The organism is Pseudomonas sp. TH06 (assembly GCF_016651305.1).
Lineage (GTDB): Bacteria > Pseudomonadota > Gammaproteobacteria > Pseudomonadales > Pseudomonadaceae > Aquipseudomonas.
In genome coordinates this window covers 1-15,808 of record NZ_JAEKEC010000002.1, presented here as the reverse complement: position 1 = coordinate 15,808, position 15,808 = coordinate 1, and the positions used below count along the sequence as shown (strand labels likewise).

Annotated in this window: 15 protein-coding genes; 5 read left to right on the top strand and 10 right to left on the bottom strand. The window is 58.9% G+C overall.

All coding sequences use genetic code 11. The features are described 5' to 3' along the window. Window positions 1-124 precede the first annotated feature (124 nt). Window positions 125-1,447, bottom strand: a complete 1,323-nt coding sequence (locus JFT86_RS23575) for a putative porin (protein ID WP_201238665.1) — start codon at window positions 1,445-1,447, stop codon at window positions 125-127. Between the two features lie 282 nt (window positions 1,448-1,729). Here JFT86_RS23575 and JFT86_RS23570 point away from each other — a divergent pair, with 282 nt between their 5' ends. Further along, window positions 1,730-2,854 (top strand): GNAT family N-acetyltransferase, encoded by a 1,125-nt coding sequence (locus tag JFT86_RS23570; protein ID WP_201238664.1) that lies wholly within the window; start codon window positions 1,730-1,732, stop codon window positions 2,852-2,854. Window positions 2,855-2,965: 111 nt separating this feature from the next. Here the strand turns inward: JFT86_RS23570 and aqpZ are convergent, their stop codons facing one another. From aqpZ to JFT86_RS23545, 5 genes are all read right to left on the bottom strand, one after another. Next, window positions 2,966-3,661 (bottom strand): aquaporin Z, encoded by a 696-nt coding sequence (aqpZ, locus tag JFT86_RS23565; protein WP_201238663.1) that lies wholly within the window; start codon window positions 3,659-3,661, stop codon window positions 2,966-2,968. 302 nt (window positions 3,662-3,963) lie between these two features. Continuing rightward, window positions 3,964-5,796 carry an ABC transporter ATP-binding protein gene (locus tag JFT86_RS23560; protein WP_201238662.1) on the bottom strand — a complete coding sequence of 611 codons (1,833 nt, stop codon included), beginning with the start codon at window positions 5,794-5,796 and terminating at the stop codon, window positions 3,964-3,966. An 88-nt stretch (window positions 5,797-5,884) separates the two neighbouring features. Next, the gene (locus JFT86_RS23555) at window positions 5,885-6,448 is read right to left on the bottom strand and encodes a peptidylprolyl isomerase (RefSeq protein WP_201238661.1); all 564 of its coding nucleotides are present in this window, start codon (window positions 6,446-6,448) and stop codon (window positions 5,885-5,887) included. Between the two features lie 3 nt (window positions 6,449-6,451). Next, a complete protein-coding gene (locus JFT86_RS23550; protein ID WP_201238660.1) occupies window positions 6,452-7,255 on the bottom strand; it encodes an alpha/beta hydrolase in 804 nt (267 codons plus the stop codon). 14 nt (window positions 7,256-7,269) lie between these two features. Then, complete coding sequence (locus JFT86_RS23545) at window positions 7,270-8,193, bottom strand: LysR family transcriptional regulator (protein ID WP_025110609.1); 924 nt, start codon at window positions 8,191-8,193, stop codon at window positions 7,270-7,272. 49 nt (window positions 8,194-8,242) lie between these two features. Between JFT86_RS23545 and JFT86_RS23540 the strand changes: the two genes are divergently transcribed. From JFT86_RS23540 to JFT86_RS23530, 3 genes are all read left to right on the top strand, one after another. Beyond that, on the top strand, window positions 8,243-8,557 hold the full coding sequence (locus tag JFT86_RS23540; protein WP_201238659.1) for a 3-phosphoglycerate kinase: 315 nt from the start codon (window positions 8,243-8,245) through the stop codon (window positions 8,555-8,557). A 230-nt stretch (window positions 8,558-8,787) separates the two neighbouring features. Beyond that, the gene (locus JFT86_RS23535; protein ID WP_201238658.1) at window positions 8,788-9,387 is read left to right on the top strand and encodes an FMN-dependent NADH-azoreductase; all 600 of its coding nucleotides are present in this window, start codon (window positions 8,788-8,790) and stop codon (window positions 9,385-9,387) included. A 327-nt stretch (window positions 9,388-9,714) separates the two neighbouring features. Then, a complete protein-coding gene (locus tag JFT86_RS23530) occupies window positions 9,715-10,572 on the top strand; it encodes a carboxylate/amino acid/amine transporter (protein ID WP_201238657.1) in 858 nt (285 codons plus the stop codon). A 101-nt stretch (window positions 10,573-10,673) separates the two neighbouring features. Here JFT86_RS23530 and JFT86_RS23525 read toward each other — a convergent pair whose 3' ends face one another. Beyond that, window positions 10,674-11,972 (bottom strand): mechanosensitive ion channel family protein, encoded by a 1,299-nt coding sequence (locus JFT86_RS23525; RefSeq protein ID WP_201238656.1) that lies wholly within the window; start codon window positions 11,970-11,972, stop codon window positions 10,674-10,676. Window positions 11,973-12,164: 192 nt separating this feature from the next. Between JFT86_RS23525 and JFT86_RS23520 the strand changes: the two genes are divergently transcribed. Then, window positions 12,165-13,505 (top strand): DEAD/DEAH box helicase, encoded by a 1,341-nt coding sequence (locus JFT86_RS23520; protein ID WP_201238655.1) that lies wholly within the window; start codon window positions 12,165-12,167, stop codon window positions 13,503-13,505. A gap of 62 nt (window positions 13,506-13,567) precedes the next feature. Here JFT86_RS23520 and JFT86_RS23515 read toward each other — a convergent pair whose 3' ends face one another. From JFT86_RS23515 to JFT86_RS23505, 3 genes are all read right to left on the bottom strand, one after another. Then, window positions 13,568-14,167 (bottom strand): hypothetical protein, encoded by a 600-nt coding sequence (locus JFT86_RS23515; protein ID WP_201238654.1) that lies wholly within the window; start codon window positions 14,165-14,167, stop codon window positions 13,568-13,570. A 13-nt stretch (window positions 14,168-14,180) separates the two neighbouring features. After that, entirely contained in the window at window positions 14,181-14,762 is a 582-nt protein-coding gene (locus JFT86_RS23510) for a papain-like cysteine protease family protein (protein ID WP_201238653.1), read from the bottom strand. 257 nt (window positions 14,763-15,019) lie between these two features. Continuing rightward, a complete protein-coding gene (locus tag JFT86_RS23505; protein ID WP_201227525.1) occupies window positions 15,020-15,295 on the bottom strand; it encodes a hypothetical protein in 276 nt (91 codons plus the stop codon). Between the last annotated feature and the right edge of the window lie 513 nt (window positions 15,296-15,808).

Sequence of the window (15,808 nt, the reverse complement as noted above, 5' to 3'; positions counted from 1 at the left end):
CGAACGGATGATGGGGATCGCCCCACCCGCGCCAGACTAAGAAGATCAGCTTCAAGCGCCAAGCTTCAAGCTGCAAGTCATGCGCTGACTTGCAGCTTGAGGCTCGAAGCTTGCAGCTGCTTTATTAGAACTTGGCTTCCGCATCCAGCTGCAGGGTGTTGGCGTCTGCGTCACGCTGGGTACGGCTGGCGAAGTCGGCCTTGGTCAGGAAGTAGGTCGCGCCGATGGCGAAGTTCTTGTCGATGTCATAACCGACCTTGAACTTGTGACCGCGCGAACCGGTGGTGCCGTTGGCGAAGTCGGAGTCGGTGAAGGCGCCGACCACAGCGTTGCGCTGCACGTCACGATAGTTGTAATCGAGGTTCAGGCCGAAGACTTTCGACTTGGCGCCGACCAGCCAGGCGGTGTCCTGATCGGTTACGGCATCGTTGTTCTTCACGTACTGGCCGTAGAACGACAGTGGCATCGGCAGACCACCGATGTCGACCTGGCTGAACCCTTCATACAGACGGAATTCGTTGTTCGCCGAGTTACCGTTGACCGCCAGGGCGCACGGCGTGGAAGTGCCGGTGCAGCGGCTGTCATCATCGTTCTGGTAAGCGTAGATGCTGCCGCCCAGGGTCACTTTCAGATTGTCGGTGATGTTGAAGCGGCTACCCAACTGGCCGGACGTCAGGCGCAGGTCGTGACGGAATTGCACGCCATCGCCGTCGACGTTGTCCTTGAGGTTGTAGTTACCCAGGCTGCCGAACAGTTCGGCGCTGCTGCCCAGTGGGTATTTGTAGGTAACGGCCAGACCTTCCGGGTTGATGTCGCTATCCCAGATCACGTCGCCCATGCTCACCCACGGTTGCAGCATCTTGCCGCCGATGATGTGCAGGTTCTTGATCTGATCAGGGTGGTAATCGATGTAGCCGAGGTCGAGCCAGATCTGCTTCTTGTCGAAGTAGTTGTCCTGGTCCTGGTTGGTCGAGCGGGCATCGTCGCCGCCGCCGGTGGCGATACGGATACCGGTGTCGACTTGCGGGTTGATCTCGGTGTAGGCGCCGAGGCGGGCACGGATACGCTGACGGTCCTTGTCGCGGCCGCCATTGTTCGGTTCGCCGTCGATCTTGATGGTTTCCTGACGGAAACGCACGTCACCCTTGAACTGGGTCTTGGCGGCCCAGGCCAGTTTCTGGTCGAAGGCGCTTTGTTCGGTGGTCTTCTTCGCGACAGCCGCGACTTGTTCGTTGGTCTCTTGCTGCGCCTGCTGCGCGATTTGCTGAGCCTTCTGATCCTTGGCCAGTTCAGTTTGCAGTTCAATGTACTGCGCCTGGGAAATCGAACCGTTAGCTTTGAGCATGTCGAGCAGTTTGGCGTCGACTGCAGCACTGGCCGGAACACTCATGGCCAGCAACAGGCCACCGCACAGGGCCGCCGCAGTTTTCGTGGAAGCAAGACGCATAGCAATCTCCGAAGATGAGAGGGGATGGCTGAACCATCCTGGGCACAACCGACGGTTAAAGGTCGGAAAACAGTGTCCGGGTAGAACCCGGCGCTCTAAAAACAGGCGCCAGTATCGCGATGGTTTATGACAGAGCAGTGGCACAGTGATGGCAGGTTGATGACGATGCACGTTTGCCGTGAACTATTGATCTAGAGCGCTGTCGGCCGATTGCGGGTGTGCAATGCAGCGCAATCGGCGATACTCGCCCGGCGCTGAAACCCAGTTGTGGAGAGCTCGTTGATGCCGTTGCAATGCCTGCAAAATCTGTCAGAAATCGCTCCGGCGATGTGGGACGCGCTGGTGCCCGACTCTCAGCCGTTTCTGCGTCATGCCTTTCTCAGTGCACTGGAAGACAGCGGCAGCGTGGGCCCTCACACTGGGTGGCAACCCGAGCATTTGCTGCACATCGAAGAGGGGCGACTGATCGCGGCGTTGCCCAGTTATCGCAAGTGGCATTCCTATGGCGAGTACGTCTTCGATCATGGCTGGGCCGATGCTTGCGCCCGTGCCGGAATCGATTACTACCCCAAGCTGTTGACGGCGGTGCCCTTCAGTCCGGTCAGCGGGCCGCGGCTGTTGGCCGCAAACGTCGAGGACGGTTTCGAGTTGCTCAAGAGTCTGCCGGGTTATCTCGAAATCGAAGGGCTCTCCAGCGCGCACATCAATTTCACCGACCCGTTTACCGATGCGGCAATGTCCGAACAGCCGGGCTGGCTGCAGCGCATTGGCTGTCAGTACCACTGGCAAAACCGCGGTTATCGCGACTTCCAGGATTTTCTCGACGTGCTCAGTTCGCGCAAGCGCAAGCAGATGCGCAAGGAGCGCGAGCAAGTGGCGGGGCAGGGCTTCGAGTTCGAATGGCTGGAGGGGCGCGAACTGGATGAGGCGCAATGGGATTTCGTTTATGCCTGCTACGCCAACACCTATGCGGTGCGGCGACAAACGCCGTACCTGACCCGGGAATTTTTCAGTTTGCTGGCCGAGCGCATGCCCGAGGCGATCCGTGTGGTGCTGGCCAAACAGGGCTCACGGCCAGTGGCGATGGCGTTCAGTCTGGTCGGTGGTGACAGTTTTTACGGACGCTATTGGGGTTGCCTTGCCGAGTTCGATCGACTGCACTTCGAGACCTGTTTTTATCAAGGCATGGACTACGCGATCGCCAACGGTTTTCAGCGCTTCGATGCCGGCGCTCAGGGAGAGCACAAGTTGATTCGCGGCTTTGAACCGGTGATCACCCATTCGTGGCACTACCTGCGTCATCCGGGATTGAAAGCGGCGGTCAAAGACTTCCTGCACCAGGAACGCGCTGGCATCCTGGCCTATGCCGAAGAGGCGCGCACAGCCTTGCCCTACCGTCAGACGTAGATCCCAGTAGGAGTGAGCCTGCTCGCGATAGCGGTCTGTCAGTTACCTCATCACTGTCAGGCAGACCGCTATCGCGAGCAGGCTCACTCCTACAAAGGGATTTCCGTGTCCTCAGGTTTCTTCTTTGCCCAGCCAGCGGTAGATCCCGCCGCCAATCACCGCGCCAATCAGCGGCGCGACCCAGAACATCCACAATTGCGCGATCGCCCAGCCGCCGACCATCAGCGCCGGGCCAGTGCTGCGCGCCGGATTGACCGAGGTGTTGGTCACTGGAATCGAGATCAGGTGAATGAGCGTCAGGGCCAGGCCGATGGCAATCGGTGCCAGCCCCGCTGGAGCGCGTTTATCGGTGGCGCCCAGAATGATGATCACAAACATCGCGGTCATCACCAGTTCCGTGACGAACCCTGCGGCCATCGAGTACTTGCCGGGTGAGTGTTCGCCATAACCGTTGGACGCCAGGCCGGCGGCGATGTCGAAGCCTTCCTTGCCGCTGGCGATGTGTGCGATCAGCGCTGCCGCGAGGATCGCGCCGAGCACCTGGGCGATGATGTAGGCGGGCAGTTCTTTTGCCGGAAACCGACCGCCGACCACCAACCCGACCGACACTGCCGGGTTCAGGTGACAACCGCTGATGTGGCCAATGGCGAACGCCATGGTCAGCACCGTCAAGCCAAACGCCAGGGCTACTCCCAGTACCCCGATTCCCAAAGGTGAAGACGCGGCGATAACCGCACTGCCACAACCGCCCAAAACCAACCAGAACGTACCCAACAACTCAGTAACTGAACGTTTGAACAGAGACATGAGAGAGTCCTTGATAGGCGTACTATCGAGACTGCATCGAGTTGCGCGTCCTTGCGGACTTACGACGGGTTCCCTGCTGGAACCTTGGCTGAGTACAGCAGGGATTTTGCCGATTTCCAGCGGCCATGAAAAAACCGCCAGCGCCCGTGGTTGGCGGGCTGTGGCGGTTTTATACGGTGCTTATTACACCTGTAGGAGTGAGCCTGCTCGCGATAGCGGTGTGTCAGTTCCGTTAAGCTTGGCTGATACTCCGCTATCGCGAGCAGGCTCACTCCTACAGGGGGTTGTGGTGATTGTCGGAATCAATCGATCCCGACAAACCCTCCGGTCTGGTGCGCCCACAACCTTGCATACAAACCGCGATGCGCCAGCAGCTCTGCGTGGGTGCCGCTCTCGGCAATCTTGCCGTTTTCCAGCACCACCAGCCGATCCATGCGCGCGATGGTCGAGAGGCGGTGGGCAATCGCGATCACGGTTTTGCCCTGCATCAGGGTTTCCAGGCTTTCCTGAATCGCCGCTTCGACCTCCGAGTCCAGCGCCGAGGTCGCTTCGTCCATGATCAGGATCGGCGCGTCCTTGAGCAGCACTCGGGCAATGGCGATGCGCTGACGCTGGCCGCCGGACAACTTCACGCCGCGTTCACCCACGTGCGCATCGAAGCCGGTACGGCCTTCAGCGTCCGACAGCAACGGAATGAACTCATCGGCACGGGCCTTGTGCACCGCGTCCCAAAGCTCTGCATCCGTTGCGTCGGGTTTGCCGTACAGCAAATTGTCGCGGATCGAACGGTGCAGCAGCGAAGTGTCCTGGGTGATCATGCCGATGCGTGCACGCAGGCTTTCCTGGCCGACTTCGGCAATGTTCTGCCCGTCGATCAAAATCCGCCCGCCTTCGACGTCGTAAAGGCGCAACAGCAAGTTGACCAACGTCGATTTACCGGCGCCGGACGGCCCGATCAGACCGATTTTTTCACCCGGTTTGATGTTCAGGTTGAGGTCGCCGATGATGCCTTGCTTCTTGCCGTAGTGAAAATCCACGTGCTCGAAACGCACTTCGCCACGGGCCACATCCAGCGGTTTGGCCTGTTCATGATCGGTGACGCTGACCGGTTGCGAGATGGTCCGCAGACCGTCCTGCACCATGCCGATATTTTCGAAGATGCCGGTGACCACCCACATGATCCAGCCGGACATGTTGACAATGCGGATCACCAGACCGGTCGCCAGGGCGATGGCGCCGACGCTGATCAACGATTGCGTCCACAACCACAGCGCCAGCGCGGTGGTGCCGACGATCAACAAGCCGTTCATGGCGGTGATCGCCACGTCCATGCTCGTGACCACACGGCCGGCCATTTGCGCCTTGACCGTTTGTTCTTCGATGGCTTCTTTCGCGTAGTGCTGTTCGAAGTTGGTGTGGGCGAACAGCTTCAGCGTGGCGATGTTGGTGTAGCCGTCGACGATCCGGCCCATCAGTTTCGAGCGCGCGTCGGAGGCTTCCACCGAGCGATCCTTCACCCGTGGCACGAAGTAATACAACGCGCCGATGTACGCGGCGATCCACGTCAGCAGCGGGATCATCAGGCGCCAGTCGGCCTCGGCGAACAGCACCAGCGAGCTGATCGCGTAGATCACCACATGCCACAGCGCATCCACCGCCTGCACCGCCGAGTCACGCAGCGAGTTGCCGGTCTGCATGATGCGTTGGGCGATGCGTCCGGCGAAGTCGTTCTGGAAGAAGTTCAGGCTCTGCTTGAGCACGTAACTGTGGTTCTGCCAGCGGATCATGCTGGTCATGCCCGGGCTCAATGTCTGATGCACCAGCAAATCGTGCAGGCCGAAGAAAATTGGCCGCAATACCAGTGCAACGACCAGCATCCACGTCAGTTCGAGGGCGTGATCGCTGAAGAAATTCGGATTCGGTGTGCCTTGGGCCAGGTCGATGATGCGGCTCAGGTAACTGAACAGCGCCACTTCGATCAGTGCGGCAAACAGACCGACCACCAGCAGAGCGGCGAAACTCGGCCAGACCTGCTTCAGGTAATAGGTATAGAAAGGGAGAACGCGGTCCGGCGGAGACGCCGTCGGGGCTTCACGGAATATGTCGATCAGTTGTTCGAAACGGCGATAGAGCATCAGATAACCGCCCGGAGTACGGGCTCTCCTTTTATCGGTGTGAGCGGCGTGGCATTAATCCAGCGCCGCTCGATACGCCCTGTGCAGCTTAGTCGATGACTTTGGCCGACTTGATGATCACAGGGTCGACAGGCACGTTTTGCATGCCGCTTTTGGTGGTGGTTTGCGAGTTGACGATGATGTCGACGACGTCCATGCCCTTGACTACTTTGGCGAACACCGCGTAACCGGCGTCACGGCCCGGGTCGAGGAATGCGTTGTCAGCCACGTTGATGAAGAACTGGCTGGTGGCCGAGTCAGGGTTGGAAGTGCGCGCCATCGACAAGGTGCCGCGAACGTTGTGCAGACCATTGCTGGCTTCGTTCTTGATCGGTGCCTTGGTTTCTTTCTGCGACATTTGCTGGGTGAAACCGCCGCCCTGAGCCATGAAACCCGGGATCACACGGTGGAAAATCGTATTGGTGTAGAAACCGCTGTTGACGTAATCCAGAAAGTTTTTGGTACTGATCGGTGCCTTGACCGGATCCAGCTCGATTTCGATCTGGCCGTTGGTGGTGTCCAGCAGCACGTGTGGCGCCTTGGCTGGCGTGGCCGCCATCAGGTTGGCAGCGAACAGCACGGTACCGGCGGCGAGGGCGAGTTTTTTCAGCATGGGTCAGTGATCCTGAGATTGAATATCGGCTGCGGCGAGAAACTCCAGCAGCGTTTGATTGAAACGTTCGGGTTGATCGAGCGGGGTGGCGTGGCGTGAATCGGCGATCACCACCAGCCGCGCATCGGGCAGCAGTTTTACATAGGTTTCTTTCAGTGCCACCGGTGTGTAGTCACGGTCGGCGCTGACGATGAGAGTTGGACAGGTCACTCGGGAAAGTCGTTCCTGAACCCCCCAGCCCACAATCGCATCGAAGCTGGCGAGATAAGCACGTTTGTCGTTTTTTGCCCAGCGTTCGGCCATTTTCTGCCGCAGATCGGCCTGTTCCGGTTTTGGAAAAAGTTTGCTGCCCAGCGCTTTGCCGATCGTGGCGAGGCTGAGCACGCGCATCAGGCTCCAGCGCTTGAACCATTGCCAGTAGTCGTCGCGGCTGCGGATTTTGACTTCGGGGGCGCTGTTGACGATGGTCAGGCTCTTGAGCAGTTGTGGCTGATCGACGCCGAACTGGAAGCCGATCATGCCGCCCATCGACAGCCCGACGTAGTGCACCGGGCCGAGTTTCAAGTGCTCGATCAGGGCAACCATGTCGGCGCTGAAGCCGGCGATGCTATAGCGCTCGCGGGGCTTGTCGGAGCGGCCGTGGCCGCGCACGTCAGGGACGATCACCCGGTAATGCGCAACCAGCGCCGGGATCTGCATTTCCCAATCCAGCGTGCTCGAACCGAGCCCGTGAACCAGCAGCAACGGCGTACCGTGGCCATATTCCTCGTAGTGCAGGTTGCAACCTTCATGCTCGAAATACGCCATCGGTGAACTCCGTGTCAGGCTTGTTCGGGGGCGGCGAACGGTGCGTCCAGCGGCAAGGTGTCGAAGGTACGCAGCAATTCAATGAGGATTTGCGTGGCCGGGCCCAGCGGTTTGTCCTTGTTCGAATACAGGTAGAAGCTCGGGTTGCGGCTGCCACCCTGATCCAACGGTAGCAGCTTGAGCGTACCTTCTTTGAGTTCGCGTTCGATCATGTGCCGTGGCAGCCAGGCGAAACCCAGGCCACTGCTGACAAACGTCGCGGCGGTGGCGAGGCTGCCGACGGTCCAGCGCTGTTCGGCGCCGAGCCAGCCGACGTCGCGTGGTTGCTGGCGGCCGGAGTCGCGGATCACTACCTGCATCTGGGTTTCCAGATCCTGAAAGCTCAGTTCACGATTGAGCCGATGCAAGGCGTGATCGGGATGGGCGACAGCGACGAACTCGACATCGCTCAGTTCAGCACCGAGGTAGCCGGGAATGCTCAGGCCGGTGATGGCCAGATCGGCCACACCTTCGAGCAGTACTTCTTCAACGCCGGACAGTACTTCTTCACGCAGTCGCACACGGCAACCACGGCTCTGCGGCATGAACGCGGTCAAAGCGCGGACGATGCGCGCACTCGGATAGGCCGCGTCGACCACCAGCCGCACCTCGGCCTCCCAGCCTTGCTCCATGTGGTGGGCGAGGTCTTCCAGTTGGCTGGCCTGTTTCACCAGTTGTCGCGAGCGGCGCAGCAACACGCCGCCGGCTTCGGTGAGTACCGCTTTACGCCCGTCGATACGCAGCAACGGCACGCCGAGCTGATCCTGCATGCGGGCGACGGTGTAGCTCACCGACGATTGCGAACGGTGCAGGGCCTCGGCGGCCTGCGCAAAGCCGCCATGGTCGACCACGGCCTGCAATGTTCGCCATTGATCAAGGGTCACGCGGGGCGCTTTCATCAATAGCTCCTCTTGTCCTAAGCTGGCGGTCCCTCATGGAGACTGCCGAATGAAAAAATTCTGTTGTGTGTTGCTGGCGCTGCTGCCGCTGACGGCGTTTGCGTATCCGATCGCTGTGGAAAAGGATCTCAACGGCCTCAAGATTGACTATCAGACCTACGCCACCGACAACGATATTGGCTCGATTGAGGTGTCCAACTACGGCGATGTCGACGCGACGTGCAAAGCCGTGTTCAGCAATGGCCCGGAAGCGCCGCGGACTCGCTCGATCGATGTACCGGCCGGCAAGCATAAGAACGCCACGGCCAAGTTCACCCGCGAGATCATCAAGCTGCGCATCAAGCTGACCTGCACCCCGAAATAACAATCGATCCCTTGTAGGAGTGAGCCTGCTCGCGATAGCGGTGTGTCAGATGCATCGATATTGACTGATACACCGCTATCGCGAGCAGGCTAACTGCTACAAAGGTATGTGCAGCTTATAAACGAATTTATCGATGCTTTATAGCAATTATTTGCGCTTTTTCATCGATTCGACTCTGTTTAACCTTCACTCCATCGACCTACAACATTCTCGGATGGAGGCTACACAACATGTCCCGCGTTCTGATCATCGAAAGCAGCGCCCGCCAGCAAGACTCGGTATCCCGTCAACTGACCCAGACCTTCATCAGTCAGTGGAAAGCAGCGCACCCTGCCGATCAGATCACTGTTCGTGACCTCGCCGTGAACCCGGTGCCACACCTCGACATCAACCTGTTGGGCGGCTGGATGAAGCCCGCCGAGCAACGCAACGCCAACGAACAATCATCGCTGGATCGTTCCAACCAATTGACTGATGAATTGCTGGCCGCCGACGTGCTGGTCATGGCCGCGCCGATGTACAACTTCGCGATCCCGAGCACCCTCAAGGCCTGGCTCGACCATGTGCTGCGTGCCGGTGTGACCTTCAAGTACACCGAAACCGGTCCGCAAGGCCTGCTCAGCGGCAAGCGCGCCTATGTGCTGACCGCTCGCGGCGGGATCTACGCCGGCGGCCCGGCCGATCATCAGGAACCGTACCTGCGTCAGGTCATGGGTTTCATCGGCATCCATGACGTGACCTTCATCCACGCTGAAGGGATGAACCTGGGTGGCGATTTCCAGGAGAAGGGCTTGAATCAGGCCAACGCCAAACTGTCCCAGGTCGCTTGATATGTTAATCGCCAGATAATCGCCGATTGTTTAAGTGACCTGGCGCAACCCCTTCAAGGCTCTACGCGCATCGAACCTCCCTTTGCACTTGTTGCTCCTGAGTGCTGTAGCCCGATTGAACGCTTTAGCGAGATCGGGCTTTTTTTTGTCTGTGATTCCCCTATCTCAAACAATTCCCCCTGTAGGAGCTGCCGCAGGCTGCGATCTTTTGATCTTGTTTTTTTAGAATCAAAAGATCGCAGCCTGCGGCAGCTCCTACAGGGGATTTGTGTTGGTTGCAGAATGCAAAACCCGCTATCGTCGCCGCCATTCGAAACCGAGGCGAGCATGGGCTATCTACTTTTTGTCACGCTGATCCAGGCGTTTTCCTTCAGTCTGATCGGCGAATACCTGGCCGGTCATGTCGACAGTTACTTTGCAGTGCTGGTGCGTGTGGTACTGGCCGGACTGGTGTTCATCCCGCTGACGCGCTGGCGTTCAGTGGAACCGGCGTTCATGCGCGGCATGCTGCTGATCGGTGCATTGCAGTTCGGCGTGACCTACGTCTGCCTGTACCTGAGCTTCCGCGTGCTGACCGTTCCGGAGGTGTTGCTGTTCACCATCCTCACGCCGCTGCATGTGACGCTGATCGAAGATGCGCTCAACCGCCGGTTCAACCCATGGGCGCTGATTGCGGCGTTGGTGGCGGTGGGCGGCGCGGCGGTGATTCGCTTCGACAGCATCAGTCCGGACTTCTTCATGGGCTTCCTGCTGCTGCAACTGGCCAACTTCACCTACGCCGCCGGGCAGGTGTTGTACAAGCATCTGGTGGCGAAACATCCAAGTGATCTGCCGCATTACCGGCGCTTCGGCTTCTTCTACCTCGGCGCGCTGGCGGTGGTGTTGCCGGCGTTCCTGATGTTCGGCAAAGCGAACTTCCTGCCGGAAGCACCGCTGCAATGGGGCGTGCTGGTGTTCCTCGGTCTGGTCTCGACGGCGCTGGGGCTGTACTGGTGGAACAAGGGTGCGTGCATGGTCAACGGCGGCACGCTGGCGGTGATGAACAACCTGCATGTACCGGTGGGTCTGCTGCTGAACCTATTGATCTGGAACCAGCACGAGGAACTGGGAAGATTGTTCCTTGGCGGGAGTGTCATCCTTGCCGCTGTATGGATCAGCCGACTCGGTATCCGACGCACCGCATAACCCATGTAGGAGCTGCCGCAGGCTGCGATCTTTTGACGTTGATTCTAAAAAACAAGATCAAAGATCGCAGCCTTCGGCAGCTCCTACATTGGGGCTTTGGGTTACAGGAGGTGTTTTTGTGGCTCGGGAATGTGCGCTGAGCCGAGCACCGCCGGCAACAGCCCCGAACGCAAATCCCCGCCACTCGGTTGCTGATACAGGCTCAGCCCAAACTCCGGCAGCACCGCCAGCAGATAATCGAAGATATCGCCCTGAATCCGCTCGTAATCGGCCCACACCGTGGTGGTGGTGAAGCAGTAGATTTCCAGCGGAATGCCCTGCGCTGTGGTCTGCATCTGGCGGACCATGCAGGTCATGTTCGGCTGAATCTCCGAGTGGCTCTTCAGGTACGCCAATGCATAAGCGCGGAAGGTGCCGATGTTGGTCATGCGCCGACGGTTGGCCGACATCGCCGCGACATTGCCTTGCGCCTCGTTCCAGGCCTTGAGTTCAGCTTTCTTGCGACTCATGTAATCGGTCAGCAGGTGCACCTGGGAGAGTTTTTCTTCTTCATCATCGCGGATGAAGCGCACGCCGCTGGCGTCGATGAACAGGCTGCGCTTGATCCGTCGGCCGCCGGACTGCTGCATGCCGCGCCAGTTTCTGAACGACTCGGACATCAGCCGCCAGGTCGGGATCGAGACGATGGTCTTGTCGAAATTCTGCACCTTGACCGTGTGCAAGGTGATGTCGACCACGTCACCGTCGGCGCCGACTTGCGGCATCTCGATCCAGTCGCCGACCCGCAGCATGTCGTTGCTGGTCAGTTGCACGCTGGCGACGAACGACAGCAGGGTGTCCTTGTAGACCAACAGAATTACCGCCGACATCGCACCCAGACCCGACAGCAGCAACAGCGGCGAACGGTCGATCAGCGTGGCGACGATGATGATCGCGCCGAACACGTACAAGACCATTTTTGCCAATTGCACGTAGCCCTTGATCGAGCGAGTGCGCGCGTGTTCGGTACGGGCGTAGATATCCAGCAGCGCGTTGAGCAAGGCGCTGACCGACAGCAGCAGGAACAGAATGGTGAACGACAGCGCGACGTTGCCAAGGAACGTCATCGCGGTTTTGCTCAGCTCGGGCACCAGGTGCAAGCCGAACTGGATGACCAGCGATGGCGTCATCTGCGCCAGGCGCTGAAACACCTTGTTGTGGCGAAAGTCGTTGATCCAGTGCAGGGCGGGCTGGCGGCCGAGCATGCGGCTGGCGTGCAGGATCAGATATCGCGCCACTCGTCCGAGCACCAGCGCGATCACCAACAGCAACATCAGCGCCAGGCCGGATTGCAGAAGCGGGTGTTGTTCGAGGGTGCCCCAGAGGTCCTGGGCGTTGAGCCAGAGCTGTTTGAAATCCATGAGAGAAACGATTCTTCTGTAAAGACGCGATGGGCGATTAGAGCATTTAAGCCGCCGTGTATTACCGTAAGAGACAAATCGAGCAACAAAAAAAGCACTGATTAGCGCCGTTTGTATAAAGAAACTCGGCCTGAGCGCTCGAAACCGGTAACCTATGCAGCTGTTTTTTTGCATATCTTCGAGGTAGCACCCGTGTTTTCCCAATTCGCCCTGCACGAACGCCTGCTTAAAGCTGTGGCCGAGCTGAAATTTGTCGAGCCAACGCCTGTGCAAGCCGCGGCCATCCCGCTGGCGCTCCAAGGGCGTGATTTGCGGGTGACTGCGCAAACCGGTAGCGGCAAAACCGCCGCTTTCGTCCTGCCGATCCTCAATCGCCTGATCGGCCCGGCCAAGGTTCGCGTCAGCATCAAGACCCTGATCCTGCTGCCGACCCGCGAGCTGGCCCAGCAGACGTTGAAGGAAGTTGAGCGCTTTGCGCAGTTCACCTTCATCAAGTCTGGCCTGATCACCGGCGGTGAAGACTTCAAGGTGCAAGCGGCGATGCTGCGCAAGGTGCCGGACATCCTCATCGGTACGCCAGGCCGGATGATCGAGCAACTCAACGCCGGCAACCTCGACCTCAAAGAAGTCGAAGTGCTGGTGCTCGACGAAGCTGACCGCATGCTCGACATGGGTTTCTCCGAAGACGTACAGCGTCTGGTCGACGAATGCCCGAACCGTCAACAGACCATGCTGTTCTCCGCCACCACCGGTGGTTCCGGCCTGCGCGAGATGATCGCCAAGGTGCTGAACAACCCTGAGCACTTGCAGCTCAACGCGGTCAGCCAACTGAACTCGACCACCCGTCAGCAGATCATCACTGCCGACCACAACCAGCACAAAGAACAGATCGTGAACTGGCTGCTGGCCAACGAGACCTATCAGAAGGCCATTGTCTTCACCAACACCCGCGCCATGGCTGACCGCATCTACGGTCGTCTGGTGGCTCAGGAATACAAGGCGTTCGTGCTGCACGGCGAGAAAGACCAGAAGGATCGCAAGCTGGCGATCGACCGTCTGAAGCAGGGCGGCGTGAAGATTCTGGTTGCCACCGACGTTGCGGCCCGTGGTCTGGACGTTGATGGCCTGGATCTGGTGATCAACTTCGACATGCCACGCAGCGGCGACGAGTACGTGCACCGCATCGGTCGTACCGGTCGCGCCGGCAATGACGGTCTGGCGATTTCGCTGATCTGTCACGGCGACTGGAACCTGATGTCGAGCATCGAGCGCTACCTGAAGCAGAGCTTCGAGCGCCGCACCATCAAGGAAGTCAAAGGCACCTACGGTGGACCGAAAAAGGTCAAGGCCTCGGGCAAAGCCGTCGGTGTGAAGAAGAAAAAGACCGACGCCAAGGGCGACAAGAAGAAAACCGCCGCCAAGACGCCGACCAAGCGCAAGAGCGTCAACCGTCCCAAGCCTGACTCGTTGGTGAGCAGCGACGGCATGGCTCCGCTCAAGCGCCGCAAGCCGGCAGAGCCTGCTGCTGAGTAAGTCGTTTCAGGCACACAGAAAAAACCCGGACAGTGTCCGGGTTTTTTTTCGTCCAGCGTTTGTCAGTTGCCCAACAGGCCGCTGGTGTCGGCATCGAAGCGGCGTTTCGCCTGATCAGCCGCCGGTTTCAACGCGGCGAGCAGGGCGGCTTCGCTGTACAGCCGAGTGACGGCCAGGTCTTTGGGCGTCGGCTCGATCGGGATCAGCAGCTCTTCGCCGTCAGCATGCAGCCAGATCGCCACAACGTTGAGCGCAGACACAAACAGCAGCCGCAGCTCAACGGTTTTGCCGTGCAATTGCGGCGATTGCTCTGCCAATTTCAGCGCTCCCACCGTGGCGGCGGCGAGGTCGCCATGGTTCAACGAGGCGAACTCGACATGCCCGCGCACTTCGGCCAATTGTGCATCGGCAATCGTTACATCGTCGGCAAACACCAGGTAATGCCAATCGCCGATCCGTGCGTCCCGCAGACCTTTGCCGTTGCTCAGGTCGTCCAGGCTGAGCGAGTAACCACGGTAAGCCTCGCTGAGACTGATTTTCGCCGCAGCGGCGCTGGCGAATTGGCGGTTGGCGCCAAAGCCCCGGGTTTGCAGGGCGGCTTGCAGCGCCGGGCGCAAGGTCTGTACGCCATTGGAAGGCGCCTTTGGATAAGTCAGTTGCATGATGTCGCCCTCCTCAGTTTTTCACGGTGAAGTAAGTGTTGGTCCAGTTGCCGCCGCCATTGTAGGAACGGGGGAAGGCATTCAGTGCACGGGTCGAATAGCCGAAGATCGAGTCCGCGACCAGCACATAATCGCCGTTGGTGCCGTAGATCGTCAGGAAATGCGCACCGCCGCCATACCAGGCGCAACGCAGGCCGACCGGTCGGCCCATGCTGATCTGGTTCTGGATGGCCGACATCTGCAGTGAGCCCTGATTCATGCCGTTATAACTGCGGGTGATCCGCAGCGCGGTGTCCAGATAGCCATAGACGTTGCACGGCCCGGGCTGATTACAGCAGTTGCGATCCAGTGCCGAGCTGGCCACCCCGCACTGGGTCCAGGACCCGGTGCCGTAGTAGTTGCCGACCGAGGCGGAAACGGCGGCCCAGCACCAGTTGGTCTGGGTCTGCTTTTGCATGTTGAAGTTGAGACTGGCGGCCAGCGCGTGGACCTGTGCAGCGGCTTCGACTTCGACCAGTTGCGGGTCTAGCAGATGGCCGATCAGGCACCTTGGCAGGGTTTCGCCGGTGAATCGGGTTGCTTCAGTGGTTAACATTTTCAATCCTCCATGAGTGAAAACAAGCGTCCAGCTTGTGTGGGTGTTGCGGTATTACAGAGCGATCGGTGTTCAACGGTTGCCATCTCCGATGGCCGGTGCCGATCTCCTTGCTCGATGTAACCGTAGTCATGGATATGCGTTAATGCAAGTAAATAAATGCACTAGTGCATTTTCAGGGTCAAAAGATCGCAGCCTTCGGCAGCTCCTACAGGGGGATACGGGCTGCCGGAGGCCGCGATGGTGTGATCTTGCTGTTAGCCTTCGGTCTTCTTCTCGGCGGAATCCAGCTCTTTCAAGCGCTGATCAATCAACTGACATTTGTCCGGCAGATCCGCACTGGCTGTGCCCAGATCCATCTTCTGCAACTCAGCGTTGATTTCTTTGGCCTTGGTCGGATTCTGTTCAGTGAGCTTGGCAACTTCCTTGGCCAGTTGTTCACGTTTGGCGGTGGCTTCTTCCGGCGTGCAGGCCCAGACGGGCAGGGCGCAGGCGAGCGTGGCGGCGAGGGTGAGTTTGATCAAAGTCTTCATGGAGGGCAGCCTCGGTTCCGGTTAAGGCGGGTTAATCGGTTGAGGGTTTCCGGTCGTAAAAAGTTCAGTGGTTTGCTGCGGCAGTAACTTCGTATTGTGTGACTAACGAGTCGCCATTTCCGCCAAAAAAGCAGAATTGTCACGCAAAGCCGCGTTCTAGAGCGGTCGACGAAAAAGCTGCGTTACGACTTATTGACGTCAGAATGATGGCAATCTACCATCGCGCCATCACATTGATATCAGCGTGCGTTTTCGAGGGATCGAGCAGACTTTTCGCAGGCTATCTTGCGAATGTTTCGCACCGTTTTGGACGTTCTGACCAAAGCGCGCATTTATCCCCACTTGGTTCTTTCACTCTTCCGGCAGGACTGTTTCCTACCGGGCAGGGATTGCTTTGCCTGTCGTTTTCCCCGACCCCTTTGCCGTTGCAATTGAGAGTTAAACATGGACGTTCGCCAATACGCCTTTCTTGCTCGTCAGCCTGCTGCTGCCGAAAAAAACCGCGAGCACTTT

Excerpts from the sequence above, each read along its gene's own strand:
- JFT86_RS23555 (WP_201238661.1), bottom strand. The coding sequence starts at position 6,448 with ATGCTGAAAAAACTCGCCCTCGCCGCCGGTACCGTGCTGTTCGCTGCC.
- JFT86_RS23550 (WP_201238660.1), bottom strand. The coding sequence starts at position 7,255 with ATGGCGTATTTCGAGCATGAAGGTTGCAACCTGCACTACGAGGAATAT.
- JFT86_RS23515 (WP_201238654.1), bottom strand. The coding sequence starts at position 14,167 with ATGCAACTGACTTATCCAAAGGCGCCTTCCAATGGCGTACAGACCTTG.
- JFT86_RS23510 (WP_201238653.1), bottom strand. The coding sequence starts at position 14,762 with ATGTTAACCACTGAAGCAACCCGATTCACCGGCGAAACCCTGCCAAGG.
- JFT86_RS23505 (WP_201227525.1), bottom strand. The coding sequence starts at position 15,295 with ATGAAGACTTTGATCAAACTCACCCTCGCCGCCACGCTCGCCTGCGCC.
- JFT86_RS23560 (WP_201238662.1), bottom strand. The coding sequence starts at position 5,796 with ATGCTCTATCGCCGTTTCGAACAACTGATCGACATATTCCGTGAAGCC.
- JFT86_RS23540 (WP_201238659.1), top strand. The coding sequence starts at position 8,243 with ATGAAAAAATTCTGTTGTGTGTTGCTGGCGCTGCTGCCGCTGACGGCG.
- JFT86_RS23570 (WP_201238664.1), top strand. The coding sequence starts at position 1,730 with ATGCCGTTGCAATGCCTGCAAAATCTGTCAGAAATCGCTCCGGCGATG.
- JFT86_RS23530 (WP_201238657.1), top strand. The coding sequence starts at position 9,715 with ATGGGCTATCTACTTTTTGTCACGCTGATCCAGGCGTTTTCCTTCAGT.
- JFT86_RS23575 (WP_201238665.1), bottom strand. The coding sequence starts at position 1,447 with ATGCGTCTTGCTTCCACGAAAACTGCGGCGGCCCTGTGCGGTGGCCTG.
- JFT86_RS23525 (WP_201238656.1), bottom strand. The coding sequence starts at position 11,972 with ATGGATTTCAAACAGCTCTGGCTCAACGCCCAGGACCTCTGGGGCACC.
- aqpZ (WP_201238663.1), bottom strand. The coding sequence starts at position 3,661 with ATGTCTCTGTTCAAACGTTCAGTTACTGAGTTGTTGGGTACGTTCTGG.
- JFT86_RS23535 (WP_201238658.1), top strand. The coding sequence starts at position 8,788 with ATGTCCCGCGTTCTGATCATCGAAAGCAGCGCCCGCCAGCAAGACTCG.
- JFT86_RS23545 (WP_025110609.1), bottom strand. The coding sequence starts at position 8,193 with ATGAAAGCGCCCCGCGTGACCCTTGATCAATGGCGAACATTGCAGGCC.